This window comes from Leucobacter insecticola, assembly GCF_011382965.1.
Taxonomy (GTDB): domain Bacteria; phylum Actinomycetota; class Actinomycetes; order Actinomycetales; family Microbacteriaceae; genus Leucobacter; species Leucobacter insecticola.
Genome location: NZ_CP049934.1, coordinates 1,793,520 through 1,810,475, shown reverse-complemented (window position 1 = coordinate 1,810,475; position 16,956 = coordinate 1,793,520). Strand labels below are relative to the sequence as shown.

General features: G+C 62.2%; 14 protein-coding genes, 1 tRNA gene and 5 pseudogenes. 3 read left to right on the top strand and 17 right to left on the bottom strand.

From position 1 onward, the window contains the following. Nucleotides 1-62: 62 nt before the first annotated feature. The gene (locus G7067_RS08310) at nucleotides 63-458 is read left to right on the top strand and encodes a PaaI family thioesterase (RefSeq protein WP_425280710.1); all 396 of its coding nucleotides are present in this window, start codon (nucleotides 63-65) and stop codon (nucleotides 456-458) included. 106 nt (nucleotides 459-564) lie between these two features. On the opposite strand, the gene G7067_RS08305 is transcribed toward G7067_RS08310, so the two are convergent. Further along, a complete protein-coding gene (locus G7067_RS08305; RefSeq protein ID WP_166323431.1) occupies nucleotides 565-1,173 on the bottom strand; it encodes an ANTAR domain-containing response regulator in 609 nt (202 codons plus the stop codon). Nucleotides 1,174-1,326: 153 nt separating this feature from the next. Here G7067_RS08305 and G7067_RS08300 point away from each other — a divergent pair. Further along, nucleotides 1,327-1,411, top strand: a tRNA-Leu gene (locus tag G7067_RS08300). 43 nt (nucleotides 1,412-1,454) lie between these two features. Here G7067_RS08300 and G7067_RS08295 read toward each other — a convergent pair. The 16 genes and pseudogenes from G7067_RS08295 to rpe all read right to left on the bottom strand — a co-directional run bounded on the left by G7067_RS08295 (nucleotide 1,455) and on the right by rpe (nucleotide 16,017). Next, nucleotides 1,455-1,823, bottom strand: coding sequence for a hypothetical protein (locus tag G7067_RS08295; RefSeq protein WP_166323429.1), 369 nt, complete (start codon nucleotides 1,821-1,823; stop codon nucleotides 1,455-1,457). A 176-nt stretch (nucleotides 1,824-1,999) separates the two neighbouring features. Continuing rightward, nucleotides 2,000-3,547: a SulP family inorganic anion transporter gene (locus G7067_RS08290; RefSeq protein ID WP_166323427.1), complete on the bottom strand. Its 1,548-nt coding sequence runs from the start codon at nucleotides 3,545-3,547 to the stop codon at nucleotides 2,000-2,002. Then, nucleotides 3,540-5,015, bottom strand: coding sequence for a pyruvate kinase (pyk, locus tag G7067_RS08285; RefSeq protein WP_166323425.1), 1,476 nt, complete (start codon nucleotides 5,013-5,015; stop codon nucleotides 3,540-3,542). Before pyk ends, G7067_RS08290 begins: the two co-directional genes overlap by 8 nt. A 15-nt stretch (nucleotides 5,016-5,030) precedes the next feature. After that, a complete protein-coding gene (gene lgt, locus G7067_RS08280) occupies nucleotides 5,031-6,092 on the bottom strand; it encodes a prolipoprotein diacylglyceryl transferase (RefSeq protein ID WP_166323423.1) in 1,062 nt (353 codons plus the stop codon). A 109-nt stretch (nucleotides 6,093-6,201) separates the two neighbouring features. Then, nucleotides 6,202-7,461 (bottom strand): Nramp family divalent metal transporter, encoded by a 1,260-nt coding sequence (locus tag G7067_RS08275; protein WP_166323421.1) that lies wholly within the window; start codon nucleotides 7,459-7,461, stop codon nucleotides 6,202-6,204. Nucleotides 7,462-7,478: 17 nt separating this feature from the next. Beyond that, nucleotides 7,479-8,263: pseudogene (gene trpA, locus G7067_RS08270) on the bottom strand (tryptophan synthase subunit alpha). Between the two features lie 8 nt (nucleotides 8,264-8,271). After that, nucleotides 8,272-9,512: pseudogene (trpB, locus tag G7067_RS08265) on the bottom strand (tryptophan synthase subunit beta). 31 nt (nucleotides 9,513-9,543) lie between these two features. Next, nucleotides 9,544-10,314 carry an indole-3-glycerol phosphate synthase TrpC gene (gene trpC / locus G7067_RS08260; RefSeq protein WP_166323419.1) on the bottom strand — a complete coding sequence of 257 codons (771 nt, stop codon included), beginning with the start codon at nucleotides 10,312-10,314 and terminating at the stop codon, nucleotides 9,544-9,546. A 1-nt stretch (nucleotide 10,315) separates the two neighbouring features. Next, nucleotides 10,316-10,549 carry a DUF6704 family protein gene (locus tag G7067_RS08255; RefSeq protein WP_166323417.1) on the bottom strand — a complete coding sequence of 78 codons (234 nt, stop codon included), beginning with the start codon at nucleotides 10,547-10,549 and terminating at the stop codon, nucleotides 10,316-10,318. Nucleotides 10,550-10,585: 36 nt separating this feature from the next. Beyond that, on the bottom strand, nucleotides 10,586-11,206 hold the full coding sequence (locus tag G7067_RS08250; RefSeq protein WP_166323415.1) for a Trp biosynthesis-associated membrane protein: 621 nt from the start codon (nucleotides 11,204-11,206) through the stop codon (nucleotides 10,586-10,588). Nucleotides 11,207-11,209: 3 nt separating this feature from the next. Continuing rightward, nucleotides 11,210-12,800, bottom strand: a pseudogene (locus G7067_RS08245) (anthranilate synthase component I). Nucleotides 12,801-12,984: 184 nt separating this feature from the next. Continuing rightward, nucleotides 12,985-13,344, bottom strand: a complete 360-nt coding sequence (gene hisI, locus G7067_RS08240) for a phosphoribosyl-AMP cyclohydrolase (RefSeq protein ID WP_166323413.1) — start codon at nucleotides 13,342-13,344, stop codon at nucleotides 12,985-12,987. Further along, nucleotides 13,341-14,130, bottom strand: a pseudogene (gene hisF / locus G7067_RS08235) (imidazole glycerol phosphate synthase subunit HisF). The gene hisI and the pseudogene hisF overlap by 4 nt, the downstream one beginning before the upstream one ends. A 10-nt stretch (nucleotides 14,131-14,140) precedes the next feature. Next, nucleotides 14,141-14,982: pseudogene (gene hisG, locus G7067_RS08230) on the bottom strand (ATP phosphoribosyltransferase). A gap of 96 nt (nucleotides 14,983-15,078) precedes the next feature. After that, nucleotides 15,079-15,342 (bottom strand): phosphoribosyl-ATP diphosphatase, encoded by a 264-nt coding sequence (locus G7067_RS08225; protein ID WP_166323411.1) that lies wholly within the window; start codon nucleotides 15,340-15,342, stop codon nucleotides 15,079-15,081. Nucleotides 15,343-15,354: 12 nt separating this feature from the next. Then, nucleotides 15,355-16,017 (bottom strand): ribulose-phosphate 3-epimerase, encoded by a 663-nt coding sequence (gene rpe / locus G7067_RS08220; protein WP_166323409.1) that lies wholly within the window; start codon nucleotides 16,015-16,017, stop codon nucleotides 15,355-15,357. A 53-nt stretch (nucleotides 16,018-16,070) separates the two neighbouring features. On the opposite strand from rpe, the gene G7067_RS08215 reads away from it, so the two are divergent. After that, on the top strand, nucleotides 16,071-16,916 hold the full coding sequence (locus tag G7067_RS08215; RefSeq protein ID WP_166323407.1) for a hypothetical protein: 846 nt from the start codon (nucleotides 16,071-16,073) through the stop codon (nucleotides 16,914-16,916). Nucleotides 16,917-16,956 lie beyond the last annotated feature (40 nt).

Here is a 16,956-nt window from a genome sequence, read left to right as displayed (position 1 = left end):
AGAAGGAGCGGAATACGATGACTCAGCTTTTCCCTTCGAACAGCACCTCCGAGAACGCAGGAATGGATTTCATCCGCCTACGCGGCCTCGGAGCACTCGCCGACAAAATGGGGATTGAAATCACCGAGTTCACGCCAGAGCGTGCCATCGCCACGATGCCCGTCGAAGGAAACACGCAACCCTTGAATCTCTTGCACGGCGGCGCCTACGTGGTCCTCGGGGAATCTCTCGGATCGATGCACGCCAACTTCGTCGCGCCGGAGGGGTACGTGGCCGTCGGCGTCGACATCAATGCAACGCATACGGGATCCGCGACCGAAGGGTTGGTCACGGCTGTGTGTGAGCCTATCCAGAAAGGGCGAACGCTCGCTGTGCACGAGATTGTGGTGCGGGATCATAACGGCCGTCGCTGCTCGACAGTGCGCATCACGAACTACTACAAAAAGCACCGGGGATAGGCCGGGATCGCTTGGGGCTGATCCTCACCTGCGTATCGGCTCTGCAAAATGACGAACGCCCCGGCACAGCGAATGCTGAGCTCGAGGCGTTCGAAATGAGCGGGTACTAGTCCTTCTTCGGGCCCAGCTGGTCGATGATGGTCTTGGCAACGTCCTGCATGGTGAGGCGGCGATCCATCGACGCCTTCTGGATCCAGCGGAACGCCTCTGGCTCGCTGAGGCCCATCTTGTCGTTCAGGATCCCCTTCGCGCGATCCACAAGCTTGCGGGTCTCAAAACGCTCGGCAAGATCCGAAACTTCACTCTCGAGAGCAACGATCTGCTGGAAACGCGAAATCGCAATTTCAATGGCCGGGATTAGGTCGGCGGGGGTGAACGGCTTCACCACGTATGCCAGGGCGCCAGCCTCGCTCGCACGCTCAACCAGCTCACGCTGGCTAAACGCGGTCAGCAGCACGACCGGGGCGAGATGATTCTTGTTGATGCGCTCGGCGGCCGAGATACCGTCAAGCTGAGGCATCTTGACGTCCATCACTACGACGTCGGGAAGCAGATCCTCAACAAGTTTGACGGCAGTCTCACCGTCACCGGCCTCTCCAACCACGTCGAACCCGTTGTCACGCAGGGTTTCGACGATGTCGAGACGGATGAGGGACTCGTCCTCCGCAACAACAACGCGTCGCGGGGTGCTCGGTGCAGTACTTTGGTCATTCACGGAATTCAGCTTAGCGGTTTTGGCTGGTGACTTGCCCGAACTCTCCCTGCTTTAATCGCATTTCTTTGCTCGCCGAATGTTCTTCGACCACTAAGCTGCGATAAGGTAGTCCCTGGCATCGACTGCGGTCAGCGCCAACATAACTTCATACTTGCCGGATTGGCGGAATTGGCAGACGCGGCGCACTCAAAATGCGTTGTCGAAAGACGTGAGGGTTCGAGTCCCTCATCCGGCACCACCAACGAATTATTGTCTCTGCGTACGAGCAGGTGATTGCGGAGCTATTTCCGGCTCGTGATAATCGCGCGGGTAACGAAAAAAGCGACCGCCGCAATCAGCCCCGCAAGCAGGCTGGGGCCGATCAGTCCGGACCAGATCAGGAGCGTGATCGGGTTCTCTGTGTTCACAGTAACGATTATTGCGACAACAGCAAGGGCGAAGCCCATGCCACTCAGCCAAGCGATCGTTGCCAGGCTTCCGTTTGTGATCCTGCGCGTTTCAGGAGAGTCACCGTATTTGTTCTGGATGTGCTGCCATGTTCCGAACGTGAGATCACCGGGGATACTTGTTCCGGTATTCTCCCTGATCGCCTCACGCCGCGCAGCAGCTGCAAGCTCACGCTGTTCGGCAGAGGCATTCGTGTCACTCACTGCGCTTCTCTATCCACAACCACTATTGGCGCTTATCGCGTCTGATTTTTCGCACTGCTAGAACAACAACCACACCCGCGGCGACGAAAATTGACCATGAGATGATTGCTCCAATAACCACAGGGCAACAATATCAGGCCCGGCCATAGCCGGTTGATTTCGATTCACAAGCTCACTCAATCGGCGGTAAACACCGCCCACTCAATCGGCTGAGGTGAATCCCCAGAAAGCCGTGTGTGCAGCGCCGTCGCGGCCTCGTCCATGCCAACGATCTCGACGGTCTTGTCGCGTTGTGCATACTTCGTCACGATCGCATCGAGCGACGCCACCGTCGAGGCGTCCCAGAGGTGCGCCTGCGACATATCAATCACAATTCGTTCGGGATCCTTCGCGTACGAGAACAGCGTCGTCAGATCATTGCTCGACGCGAAGAACAGCTCGCCCGTCACAACATAGTGCGCCGACTCAACACCAAACGCAGAACTCAAGGTGCGTTCTACGGACACGAAGTGCGCGACACGACGCACAAACAGCACCGAGGCAACGAGCACCCCCACGATCACTCCGATGGCGAGGTTGTGCGTCAAGACGACCACCAGCACGGTCACCACCATCACAAAAGTCTCGCTCTTCGGCATGCGCCGCAGCGTGCGTGGCGCGATACTGTGCCAATCAAAAGCCGCAATCGACACCATGATCATTACGGCGACGAGCGCTGCCATCGGGATCACACTCACCACATCGCCGAGCACGACAACCAGCACGAGCAGAAACACCCCGGCCAAAAACGTAGAGACTCGGCTTCGCGCGCCAGACACCTTGACATTCATCATGGTCTGCCCGATTACGGCGCAACCACCCATGCCGCCGAAGAACCCTGACAGCATATTTGAGACGCCCTGCGCCCACGACTCGCGCGTCTTGTTCGAGTGGGTATCGGTGATTTCGTCGACGAGCTTCGCTGTGAGCAGCGATTCCAGCAGCCCGACGATTGCGACAGCAAAGGCGAAGGGCGCGATAATCGCGAAGGTCTCGGGCGTCAGCGGCAACTGCGGCATAAACAGTTCGGGCAGACTACGGGGCAGCTCCCCCTGGTCACCCACGGTCGGGACGTTCAGCGAGAACACGACCGCGGCGGTCGTAATGACAATGACGGACACTAGCGGGGCAGGAATCGCCTTCGTAATCCTGGGCATTAGAATGATCACAAGGATCCCCGCCGCTACCAGCGGATAGACCAGCCAGGGCACACCGATGAGGTGCGGCAACTGGGCAATAAATACCAGGATCGCGAGCGAGTTCACAAAGCCGACCATCACACTGCGCGGAATGAAGCGCATCAGTTTCGCAACACCCAAGAGTCCAAACAAGACTTGGAATACCCCGGCGAGGATAATCGTCGCGATCAGATAGTCGAGGCCATACCTGGGCGCAATCGGCGCGACCACGAGCGCCACAGCACCCGTTGCCGCCGTAATCATCGCGGGTCTACCACCGAGAAAGGCGATCGAGACCGCCATAATAAACGATGAGAATAAGCCGACCTTCGGATCAACGCCGGCGATAATCGAGAAGGAGATCGCCTCCGGAATCAGCGCGAGACCAACCACGAGCCCCGCGAGCGCCTCGCGCGTCAGCAAACGCGGTGAGCGCAGTACCGCCAGCACGGAAGAATCCGAACGGTAGCTGGCCACCTCGGGGCTCGTGGGCTGTGCGCTAGACAAACACCTTGCCGCGGCCGATGATGTGCTTGCGCGGGCCTGCCTCTGGCAGCTGCCCGGTCGCCTCGCCCACACGGTGAATGCGCATAGTGTTGGTCGTGCCGACCACCCCGGGAGGGGATCCCGCGATAATGACGACCTTGTCGCCAATTTCGAGGCGATCGTGATCGAGCATGACCTGGTCAACCTGCACGAACATCTCGTCTGTGCTGCCGACGCGATCCACCAGGTAGCTGCGTGCTCCCCAGGTGAGCTCCATGCGGCGCCGGGTCTCGGGATCCGGCGTGAACACGATAATCGGCATGGGCCTGCGAAGACGGGACATACGCCGCACCGTGTCCCCTGACTCGGTAAACACGCAGATGTACTTGGCCCCAATGAATTCGGCAACCTCTGCTGCAGCGAGGGTGAGCACACCGCCCTGCGTGCGCGGTGGGGTGCCGAGCGGCTCGATCCGATCGAGCGCGTGATCTTCCGTAGCCTCGATGATCCGGGCCATCGTCGCGACCGCCTGCACCGGGTAGGCGCCGACGCTGGTCTCTCCTGACAGCATCACCGCGTCAGCCCCGTCGAGGATCGCGTTCGCACAGTCCGAAGCTTCGGCGCGGGTGGGCCTCGGATTCTCGATCATCGATTCCAGCACCTGGGTAGCGACGATCACGGGCTTCGCGTTCTGGCGAGCCAGCTTAATCGCCTCGTTCTGCACGAGCGGCACCTGCTCAAGCGGCAGCTCGACACCGAGGTCACCGCGCGCCACCATAATGCCGTCAAAGGCATCCACGATCTCGGCGAGGTGCTCGACGGCCTGCGGTTTCTCGATCTTCGCGATTACGGGAAGGCGCACGCCTTCCTCGTCCATGATCTCGTGCACGCGCACAATGTCAGCGGCGTCACGCACGAACGAAAGCGCAATGTAGTCGGCGCCAAGCTTGATCGCCCACCGAAGGTCTTCCGCGTCCTTTTCAGACAGGGCCGGCACGTTGACAGCAACGCCGGGAAGGTTGATTCCCTTATTGTTCGACACGACGCCGGGAATCTCGACCACGGTGTATACCGTGTCCTCAGTCACGCTCACAGCGCGCAGCCCAACCTTGCCGTCGTCAACGAGCAGCGGATCGCCCGGTTTCACGTCCCCAGGCAGGCCCTTGTGGGTGGTGCCGCAGATCTCGCGGTTCCCCGCGATATCGCGCGTCGTGATCGCGAACTCGTCACCGACCTCGAGTTCGTAGGGGCCGCCCTCAAACTTGCCGAGGCGAATCTTCGGTCCTTGCAGATCAGCCAGCACCGCGATGGGGCGCCCCACCTCAGCCTCTGCTCGCCGAATATTGCGATAGATCCCCTCATGGACGTTGTAGGTGCCGTGTGACATATTGAGCCGGGCAACATTCACCCCGGCCCGGATCAGTTCGAGAGTGTGGTCATAGCTGGAGACCGCAGGTCCCCACGTCGCAACGATCTTGGCGTGGCGCATGAAGTAGCGGCCCTTCTACTGGGATTGTGCAGAGTTAGTGACTGGGTCAGCGCTGTCTGATGCAGCGTCCTGTGTATCGCCCTCAGACGACTCCTGTGGCTCAGAGGACTCATGCGACGCAGAGGACTCCTGTGGCTCAGACGACTCCTCCGGTGCAGCGGCTGCGTCCCCACGATCGAGCACATGGAAATACTCATCTGCGTTCGCAGTGACATGGAGCGCCGCGTCGGCGGGGTTCACGCGCCCGGGAAGGTACGTGGTGGTCTCAAGTCCGACGTGGCGACGGCGCTGCACGATGAAGATCACAATGCCGAGCACGACCGCGAGCAGGGCCGCGAGCACGTTGGTGCGCAGACCGAGGAAAAGCAGGCTCGGATCGACGCGCAGCGACTCGGTGAACACGCGACCGAGACCGTACCAAACGAGGTAGAGCGCGAAGAACTGGCCCCAGCGTGGGCGGAGCTTCCGCTCGATCGCGAGCAGCACGACGATGCCGAGCAGATTCCAAAGTGCCTCGTAGAGGAAGGTCGGGTGGAAGAGCGTATCTGCCGGAAGCCCAATCGGGAAGGCAGGATTCGTGGACTCGATCTCGAGGCCCCAGGGCAGCGAGGTTGGACCACCAAAGAGTTCGTGATTGAACCAGTTCCCGATGCGTCCGATAGCCTGCGCGAGCAGCAGGCCGGGCACGAGGGCGTCTGCGAATGACCAAAAGCGGATCCCCGTCAGGCGAGACGCGATGAGCACACCGATCCCGCCGCCGATGAGCGCTCCAAAGATCGCGATGCCGCCGTTCCAAAATGCAAAGATCTCAAACGGGCTCTTGCCCTCACCAAAGTAGTCACCCCAGTGCGTGACGACGTGGTAGAGCCTCGCGCCAATGATCCCGAGCACCAGCGACCAGACGACAAAATCGAATACGGCGCCGCGCTCACCCCCGCGCTTGCCGAGTCTCCTGGCCGTCCAAATCGCGGCAAGGATAATGCCGAGAATGATGCAGAGCGCATAGAAGTAAATGCGCAACGGCCCGAGCTGGAGGAACTGGATCTCGGGGCTCGGAATACTGAACGGATGAATCATTCACGTCTCTTTCGACGGCGGCTTTCGCCGCTGGAACCTAAGTTGCTGGGACTATCGATCGGTTATCGACAGTGGTCGGAACCAATCCTAGCGTGCGCAGTATCCTGAACTACGCCTGTCCAGTCAGGGTGAGCCATATCAGCAGAAGATTCAAGCCCACGATAAGCGCAACCACGACGACGGTGACCGCGCGAAGTGGCACACCGTTACGAAACTCGCCCATCACGCTGCGGTTCGCAGTGAGGCGGGCGAGCGGGATCAAGGCAAAAGGCAGTCCGATTGAGAGTAAGACTTGACTCAGGATCAGCGCCCACGTCGGATCCACGCCAGCCGAAAGCAGAATAATGGCGGGCACGAGCGTGATCGAGCGCCGGATCAACATCGGGATTCGCACCTTCAAGAGCCCCGACATGATCGCGGCCCCCGCGTAGCAGCCCACCGAGGTGGAGGCGAGGCCCGACGCGAGCAGACCAACCGCAAAGATCACCCCGATCACGGGTCCGAGCGCCTCGGTGATGGCCGCGTGCGCGCCCTCAATCGTGTCGGTATCGGTCACACCCGGCAGGCTCGCCGCCGCGAGCAGCAACATCGCGATGTTTACGCCGCCTGCGATCACGAGTGACAGCACGACGTCCCAACGGGTCGCGACGAGCAGCCGACGGAGCATCGGGACGCTGTGTCCCGAGCCGTGCCGATCCCGAGCGAGTGCCGAGTGCAGATAGATCGCGTGCGGCATCACGGTGGCTCCCAGCATGCCTGCGGCGAGCAGCACGGTCTGGGCGCCTTCGAAGCGCGGCACGATACCTGCCGCGATGGCACCGCCGTCGAGCGGGCTGAAGAAGAGCCCTGCGAGAAAACCGAGCGTGATAGTCGCGAGCAACCCCATAATCACAAACTCGAAGGTACGCTGGCCCCGCTGTGACTGCACACTCAGTAGCAACATCGAGACCGCGCCCACGATCAAGCCGCCAAGCGGCAGCGGCACCCCAAACAGTAGGTAGAGCGCGAGCGCGCCGCCAATCACTTCGGCGACATCAGTGGCGGCCGCGACAAGCTCCGCCTGCGCCCAGAAGAGCAGACGTGAGGTCCGCGGGAGACGCTCGCCGAGCATTTCGGGAAGACTGCGCCCCGTCACGAGTCCGAGCTTTGCTGAGAGATACTGCACAATCACCGCCATCGCGTTCGCGGCAACCAGCACCCACAACAGCAAGTAGCCGTATTGCGCACCCGCGGTGAGGTTCGCAGCGACGTTTCCGGGGTCGACATATGCGATAGCCGCCACAAACGCAGGGCCCAACAATCGGATGGTACCGCGGGTGGCTGGACGGCGCGAGGCACCCTGGCCGGTGCCGGTCAGGTTTCGCGCCATCACGCTCTCCTCGCCGTTTATGCGCGCGTTGTGCCGATGGCGATCTCACGCACGGTTGACGCAAGCTGGTTTACGCCGCCGTCGCGAAGGGACTTCACAAACACCGTTCCCACAATGGCACCATCAGCGTACTCGAGTGCCGCAGCGACTTGCTCAGCCGTGGAAATACCGATTCCCACGCAGGCAAGGTCTGCTCCCTGCGCGCGCAAGCGAGCGGTCAGCCCGCGTGCCGCGGCGTCGAGCTGTGCCCGCTCGCCGGTGATCCCCATCGTACTGACCGTGTAGACGAAACCGGTCGTCGCCTCGGCGACAAGCCGCAGACGCTCGTCGCTGGAGCTCGGGGCCGCGAGAAACACGCGATCGAGGCCAAACTGCTCACTCACCGTGATCCAGTCATGCGCTGAATCGGGGGTAATGTCGGGGGTAATGAGTCCTGCTCCCCGGCCGCCACGAGATCACGCGCAAACCTTTCGACGCCGTACTGGAGCACCGGGTTCCAGTAGGTCATCACGAGGACCGGCACATCAACCGCGGCGCGCACCCGGCGGATCGCTTCGAAGACGTCAGGCAGGCTGAAGCCGCGAGCGAGCGCTGTGTTGGTCGCCTCCTGGATCACCAGGCCATCCATCACCGGATCCGAGTAGGGCACGCCGAGTTCGATCACGTCGACGCCGTTTTTCGCCATCGCGATTGCCGCGTCAATGCTCGTGTCGAGATCGGGAAACCCGACCGGGAGGTATCCGATCAGCGCGCCCGCGCGATCCTGCTGTGCATTCCTGATCGCACGCGCGACCGGCGAGATCTCGTTCGTCACGCCTCAGCTCCTTCACTGCCGTCAAGCAAACCGAAGTAGCGGCCGGCGGTCTCCATGTCCTTATCTCCGCGCCCTGAGAGACTGATTGCGATGATCGCATCCGGTCCGAGCTCGCGCCCGATCCGCATCGCCCCGCGAGCGCATGTGCCGACTCGATTGCCGGAATAATTCCCTCTGTGCGACTCAGAAGACGAAACGCCTCCATGGCCTCCGCGTCTGTCGCTGGAATGTATTCGGCGCGCCCGATATCTGCGAGCCAGGCGTGGGCGGGTCCCACACCCGGGTAATCGAGCCCCGCGGAGATCGAGTGCGACTCGATCGTCTGTCCATCCTCATCTTGCAGCACATAGGTTTTTGCGCCGTGCAGGATCCCGGGCCGGCCTCGTTCAATCGATGCCGCGTGCCGATCCGTGTCGACGCCGTCGCCTGCCGCTTCGACACCGTAAATTCGCACTCCCTCATCGTCGAGGAACGCATCGAACATTCCGATCGCGTTCGAGCCACCACCGACGCACGCGACCACCGCATCGGGCAGTCGCCCAGTCTTCGCCAAGAGCTGCTCGCGCGCCTCTTCGGAAATGATCTTCTGGAAATCTCGCACCATGCCTGGGAAGGGATGGGGGCCAGCGGCGGTGCCGAAGATGTAGTTGGTCGTCTCTACACTCGCAACCCAATCGCGGTACGCCTCGTTGATCGCGTCTTTCAGCGTGCGCGATCCGGTCGTCACCGGAATGACTTCGGCGCCGAGCAGCCGCATTCTGGCGACGTTCAGAGCCTGCCTCTCGGTGTCAACTTCACCCATATAGATTGTGCACTCGAAACCAAAAAGCGCGGCGGCGGTGGCGGTGGCGACACCGTGCTGGCCGGCACCGGTTTCGGCAATCACGCGCGTCTTGCCGAGCTTCTTCGTCAGCAGGGCCTGGCCAAGCACGTTGTTGATCTTGTGGGATCCGGTGTGATTCAGGTCCTCGCGCTTCAAGAAAACGCGCGCACCGCCCGCGTGCTCCGCAAACCTCGGCACCTCAGTGATCGGCGAGGGTCGACCCGCATAGGAATGCAGCAGCTCAGTGAGCTCCGCCCGGAACTCCGGATCCCGTTTGGCGTCATCATACGCCGCAGCGAGCTCATCAATCGCGGCGATCAGGGACTCCGGCATGTAGCGGCCCCCAAAATCGCCGAAAAAGGGACCCATCTGCGCGCGTAGTGCGGTGGCGTCGCCAGGTTGCTGGGAATTCATATCCGCCTCACATGGGTCGATCGTCAGGTAGTTAGACGCTGGTGTAGGAAGCTAGCGTAGCAATAGGGTCACCCGTCACGAGCGCTTCTCCAACGAGCACCGCATCGGCTCCGGCCGCGCGGTAGTGCTGTACATCGCTCAGACTGAGCACGGCCGATTCAGCCACGCGGATCACTCCCGCGGGAATCTGATCGGCAACACGGCCGAAGAGATCACGGTCGAGTTCGAAGGTGCTGAGGTCCCTGGCGTTCACTCCAACGAGCTGGGCTCCGAGATCCACTGCGCGGGCGACTTCCTCTTCGGAGTGGGTCTCCACTAGCGGGGTCATACCGAGTTCGCGTATCAGCGCGTGCAGGCGCACGAGCCTATCTTGAGGAAGCGCCGCAACGATGAGAAGAACCAAATCGGCGCCGGAAGCGCGCGCCTCAAGCACCTGGTACTCATCGCCAATAAAGTCTTTCCGGAGAACCGGAATGCTCACGGCTTTCCGCACAGCCTCAAGATCTGCGAGCGAACCCTTGAATTTTCGCCCCTCTGTCAGCACGCTGACGACGCTCGCACCGCCAGCTTCATACTGGGCGGCGAGAGCCTGAGGTTCCGCAATTTCAGCGAGATCACCACGCGAGGGACTCGCGCGTTTCACCTCCGCGATCACTTTCACATGATCGGCAGGCGCGAGCGCTGCGAGGGCATCGAGAGGCGCGGGTCGCCTGAGGGCTTCGGTTTCGACGTCGGCGTAGGGACGCTCACGCCTGCGGGTGTTCGCGTCTTCGAGGGCACCCGCGAGGAGTTGCTCGAGCACCTTAGTCGTGCGTCTTAGGGGAGTACTTCGGGCCGTTCACACCATATCCGGCTTTCGAAAGCACGAACCCGAGAATGATGCCCAAGGCAACGACACCTACGCACACCCAAACCAGGGTGGGCATATTCAGGAAGAAGAATACGGCACCGGCCGCGATACCGATCAGCATCACTACAACTGCCGTCCATGCGGCGGGCGAATCGCCGTGGCCGGGTTCTTCGTGCTGGGAAGTCATGAATCTCCTCTTAAGACCTACGTGTACGGTTCCAGCCTAGCGGATATTCTCGCCCCGCTCTTCCTCGCCACTCGGATCATCACCGTCTGAGAGCAAGTCCCAGTCAGAGATGCGATCCGGCTTGGATTCCGTGTTCGCCCGCAGCTTTCGCTCGGCATCGTACTTTCGGCCGGCGGTCCCCCATTTGCCGCCCAAGATCACGACGGCGGCGCCCAGTAGCACGGCGACAAGGCCCGCAATCAGGCTCGTGTAGGCCCAAGGCGAGACCTGACTCCAAGTGACCTGACTCCAAGTGACGATCACGCCGTCCCCGCCACCCCCGCCGGTCAGCCCCGTGAGCTCGGTGATCTTGCCAGCAACGGAGCCGATGGGTGAGGCCAGCACCGCCCATGTGAGCGCCACGAGACCGGCCCCGAGCAACGCCACGAGCACTCCCAGCACCCTTCGAAAAACGGGCCCGGCGATCGTGAGCGCGAGGGCCGCGGCTACGATCGCGATCGAGACAGGCGACAGCGCCGAGTTGATTTCATGCCCTGTCGACACCTCGACAGAGTGGTTGCTGTCGAGCATGAACGACACCCAGGTCTGCGCCCCGGCAAGCAGGGAGACTGCGCCCGTAAGCGCGATGCCTGCAAGTGTCCAGAGTTTTGTGCGCATCGCTTAGGCTCTTTCTGCTGGCGTGTCCGCGAGAGGGCGAAGGGTGTTCGCGATCGCGATAGCCCGAAGGGGAGCCGCGGCCTTGCTGCGGCACTCCGCGTCTTCAGCCTCGGGGTGCGAGTCGGCAACGATCCCCGCCCCGCTTGCACCATTGCCACGCCGTTCTTGATCGTGGCCGTGCGAATCGCGATGGCAAGGTCAGCTGCGCCGCCGAGTCCAAAATACCCGACGACTCCCCGTAGACCCCCCGCTGCACCGGCTCAAGCTCGTCGATGATTTGCAGCGCGCGCGGTTTTGGGGCGCCGGAGAGTGTGCCCGCGGGGAAGGTCGCCCTAAACACATCGACGGGATTCTGATCCGGACGGGCCCGCCCCTCGACCGTCGACACGATGTGCATAATGTGACTAAACCGTTCGATCCGCATGAACTCGGTAACCTCAACCGAGTCGGGCTCACATGCGCGCAGTAGATCGTTGCGCGCGAGATCTACGAGCATCAGGTGCTCCGCTCGTTCCTTTTCGTCGGCGAGTAGGTCCTGCTCGTGCTGCTGATCCTCTTCGGTCGTCGCACCGCGAGGCCGCGATCCCGCAATTGGATGCGTCATGATGTGCCCGTCTTCCTGCACGGTCACGAGGGCCTCGGGACTCGAACCGACGACCGAGAAAGGCTCACCCTGGGCGTCCTCAAGCTGCAGCAAATAGAGATACGGGCTCGGGTTCAGATGCCGTAGCACGCGGTAGACGTCGAGCGGATCAGCGGTGCACTCTTGGTCGAAGCGCTGCGATGGCACGACCTGAAAGATGTCTCCATCAACGATGTACTGCTTCGCGGTTTTCACCGATTCGAGAAACTCGGGGGTGCTCGTGAGGCGCGCAGGATCCGGCTCGGCCAGGCGATCCAGCTGCCCGAGTGGAGACGCCTCGGGGGCCGCAAGCGCCGCCTGAAGTGCATCGAGTCGCGTCTGTGCATCCTCCCACTGCTCGTCGGCGGTTTGCGCCCCGTGGCGCTGCTCGGCAGCACCCCCAAGCGCACCGTCGTTCAACACGTTCACGAGCAGAACCAACGAACCTTCACGATGGTCTATCACCACGAGTTCGGACACAAAACTGAGTCCCTGCACCGGCAAGCCCGGGCCCACAGAGGGACCGTGCTCCAGCCGCTCGAACTGGCGCACGGTGTCCCAGCCAAGATAGCCAACAAACCCGCTTGCGAGCGGCGGGAGGCCGGGAACCTGTGGCGATCTCCACCGCTCATAAACCTCGCGCAGTGCAGCTACCGGGGCAAGCGAATCGACACCGCCGGGGAGTAACCTTTCGGCATCGAGCGTCGGACCACTCGAGCTTGCCTGCCAGTGTGCCCGGCCGTGTCGCTCACCGAGCACCCCGAAGCTGCCGGCTCCGACGAAGCTGAAACGAGTCCACACTCCGCCCTGCTCCGCTGATTCGAGCAGGAAGGTTCCCGGGCGGTTGCCGGCGACCTTCCGGTAAATCCCCACCGGGGTGTCAGCATCTGCGAACACCTCTCGGCAGACGGGAAGGACGGCGTGGGAAGCCCGGGCACTCTCGAAGGCCGCGCGCGTGGTGGTCAGAGTCACCGCACCAGCTTACCGGGCCTGATGTTGTCCGCCGAGTGCTGAACGCGTCGATCCTGGGCGGGAGCCATCCGACGTTGTGTGCGCAGCTTGTTCTTAACGCAGCGCATAATGACAACTTGTGCACACGGCAGAGCTGAGCTCTGCAGCGCAGCGCCGAGCTCCGCAGCGCAGCACAGAGCAGCGTCTAGGGTTCAGGATCCCCGACGAGGGCGGGGATCTCACGGTCGGTGAAGCAGCTGCGGGTACCGGTGTGGCAGGCCGCACCGATCTGGATCACGCGCACGAGCAGAGTGTCGCCGTCGCAGTCGGCAGCAACACTTCGCACGTACTGACGGTGGCCCGAGGTGTCGCCCTTTCGCCAGTACTCGCGGCGGGAGCGCGACCAAAAGGTGACGCGCCCCGTTGTCAAGGTACGTCTGATCGCCTCGCGATCCATCCAGGCGAGCATGAGCACCTCGCCCGAGGCATCGTCCTGAATCACCGCGGGGATCAGTCCGTCGCTGCCAAAAACGAGCGAGTCAGGCACGGGGTTCGGCGCGTTCATGCCGACGCCTCAGGGCCGCTCCGCACCAACCGCACCGTGTGCCCCGCGCTGGCAAGCGCCCGCTTTACCTGCGACACCGTGAAAGTGCCGTCGTGGAACACCGAGGCGGCAAGCACAGCGTCCGCGCCAGCATCGACCGCGGGAGCAAAATGTTCAAGCTTTCCGGCTCCCCCGAGGCAATGATCGGCACTTCTGAGAGGGCACGCACCGCTGCCGTCAACTCAAGATCGAAACCAGCGAGGGTGCCATCGGCATCCATCGAGTTCACGAGCAGCTCGCCCGCCCCCGATCGACGGCCTCCCTGCACCATTCAAGCGCGTCGAGATCGGTCTCTCGCTTCCCTCCGTGCGTGGTCACCACAAACCCGGAGGGCGTGCGCGGACTCCGCTTCACATCGAGGGAGAGCACGAGCACCTGGGATCCGAAGCGGTCAGCAATCTCTCCGATCACCGCGGGGCGGGCGATCGCACCGCTGTTGATCCCGACTTTGTCAGCACCGACCCCGAGCAGGCGCGCAACATCGTCAACCTCACGAACTCCCCCGCCCACCGTCAGCGGAATGAATACCTGTTCCGCGGTGCGCTGGACCACATCGTAGGTGGTCGCGCGATCATCGACGGTGGCGGTGACATCGAGAAAGGTCAGCTCGTCAGCGCCCTGTTCAGCGTAGCGAGCGGCCAGCTCGACCGGATCACCCGCATCGCGCAGATTGAGGAAGTTGACGCCCTTGACGACTCTGCCCGCGGCGACGTCCAAGCACGGTATGACTCGGGTAGCAAGTGACATCTTCGTCCTCCTACAGGCGCGCGGCGTGGATCGCGGTCACGAGGATAGCTTTCGCGCCCAGATCGTAGAGACGATCCATCACGTCATTCGCCTCATCTGCGCAGACCATCACGCGCACGGCAACCCAGTTCTCATCCCGCAGGGGCGAAACCGTGGGCGACTCGATGCCGCCCGCGATCGCGATCGCGGCGTCCAGCTGTTCGACCGGCAGGTCATAGTCCATGAGCACGTACTTGCGGGCGACGAGCACACCGCGCAGGCGACGCAGCAGGCGCGCGATCCCCGGGTGCTCGTTTTCGCCCCGGATCAGAACCGCGGTTGATTCGAGGATCACTGGCCCAAAGATTTTGAGACCGGCCGCCCGAAGCGTCGCCCCCGTAGACACGACATCGGCCACGGCATCGGCGACGCCCAACTCAACCGCAGACTCCACGGCACCGTCAAGCTGTACGAGCGTCGCTTCGACCCCGCGCGCGCGCAGGAAGTCATCGACAAGCCTCGGGTAGCTGGTCGCGACCCGGCGTCCTGCGAGATCAGTAATCTCGGAAATATCGCCCCAGCCGGCGCGGCAAAACGGAAGGTCGAGTCAGCGAAGTCGAGCTCCGCAATCTCGGTGGCACCGGATCCCGAGTCAAGCAGCAGGTCTCGCCCGGTGATGCCAACGTCGAGCGCATCTGAGCTCACGTAGGTTGCGATGTCGCGGGGGCGGAGGTAGAAAAACTGAACGTCGTTGTGCGCATCGGTGTGCACAAGTGTGCGGCTGTCGCGGCGACCAGAGTAGCCGGCCTCGGCGAGCATCTCGGCGGCAACCTCTGAGAGCGAGCCCTTGTTCGGTACGGCAATGCGCAGCATGGTGGTGTTGGGTCCTTCCGTGGTGGCCGATGTGCGGCCAGGGTGAGAAATCAGCGGCAAGCGTCGGCGCTTCGGGTCAAGACCGTGGCACCAACGCTAGAGATGCGTGTACACGTCCTCGAGCTTCAGGCCTTTTGCAAGCATCATGACCTGCAGGTGGTACAGCAGCTGGCTAATTTCTTCGGCGCACGCCTCTTTGGACTCGTACTCGGCAGCCATCCAAACCTCGGCGGCTTCCTCCACGATTTTCTTCCCGATGGCGTGCACGCCAGCGTCGAGCCTTGCGACAGTATCGCTTCCCTCGGGGCGGGTGGCCGCTTTATCGCTGAGCTCAGCGAACAGGTCATCGAAGGATTTCACCCGTCTAGCGTATCAGTGTGCGTGAGCTGCCACGGCGGCACGCAGCTTGGCGATCCGGTCTTCGGGCACGCCGCCATAAACGGCGGATCCTGCAACGAAGGTATCTGCCCCGGCCTCGGCCGCGATCCCGATCGTGTCGACGGTAATCCCACCGTCGACCTGCAGCCAGAGATCCAGCCCCAGCTTTGCCTTCGCGTCAGCAAATCGGCGCAGTTTTGGCATCATGTCGGGCATAAACGATTGACCGCCGAACCCCGGCTCAACGGTCATTACCAGTACCTGGTCGAATTCGGGCAGCAGCTCTAGATACGGTTCAGGATCGGTGCCAGGCTTCAGCGCAATGCCCGCCCGCGCACCGATCTGGCGGATCTTGCGGGCGAGGGCGACCGGCTCCGCCGCCGCCTCCGCATGGAAGGTCACCGAGTACGCCCCGAGCTCCGCATAGCCGGGAGCCCAGCGATCCGCGTCCGCGATCATGAGGTGCACGTCAAGCGGGATCGGTGACACGGCCTGGATCCGTTCAACGACAGGCGGCCCCATCGTGAGGTTTGGCACAAAATGGTTATCCATCACATCGACGTGAACCAGATCCGCCGTCCTGATTGCTTCAAGCTCAGCCTGAAGGTTGACGAAGTCGGCGGAGAGGATGCTTGGATTAATGCGGTGTGTGCTCACGTTTCAAGACTACACAGATGGGGGCGCTCCTCGGCTCCCCCTACAGTAGAGGCATGACCAATACGCAGGATCCCCAGCAGCCGAGTGAAACGGATCCGTCACAGGAACCCAACCCCACCTCCGAGATCCCAGATGGGCTCGCGCCGTCGCCAGGGCTCGCACCACCCGCCGACATGCAACCGCCGCAGAACTTTGAGTCGGCCCAGACTTTTGAGCAAAGACCGCTGTACGCGCCTCCTGTGTATCAGCCAGCACCGCAGTATCAGGCGCCTCAGTTCCATCAACCACCACAGGATCAAGCCCCGCAAGATCAGGCACCACAGTTCCACCAGGTGCCTCAGTTCCATCAGGTGCCTCAGTTCCATCAGGTGCCTCAGTACCTACAGAGCGGGATGCCACCCAGGAAGGGCCTCCCCACCGGTGCGATCATTGGCATCGTCGCAGGCGCGGTGGCGCTCCTCCTCATTCTTATCGGCGGTATCGCCGTCGTTGGATCCCTCGCGAACCGCAGCATTAGCCCTTACATTGATGAGCCCACGTATGGAGCATCCTCCCCGGGAGCAACGCAGGCCGTCGAGGACTATCTCACCGCACTCGCCGAGGGTGATGCCAAGACCGCCAAGGCGCTCGTCGGCGCTACCGCGAGTAACAAGCTCCTCACCGACGAGGTGCTTGCTGCATCACAAGAGCTGGCGCCGATCACGAATATCTCCGTCGATGTGGACGACTCATACACGCTCGACGACCACGAGGTGATTGTGCCGGCAACGTTTGATATTGGCGATGAGACGATCACCCGTGACTTCACCGTATGGGGCTATGGAGGAGAGGACTGGGTGATTTTTGACGGCCTTGTGGGTATGTCACTCTCGGGCTTTGGGGGCTGGGTACCAAGATAAACGGGGTTGAGCCCGGAGAAAGCTACGCAGAGGCGTTCAT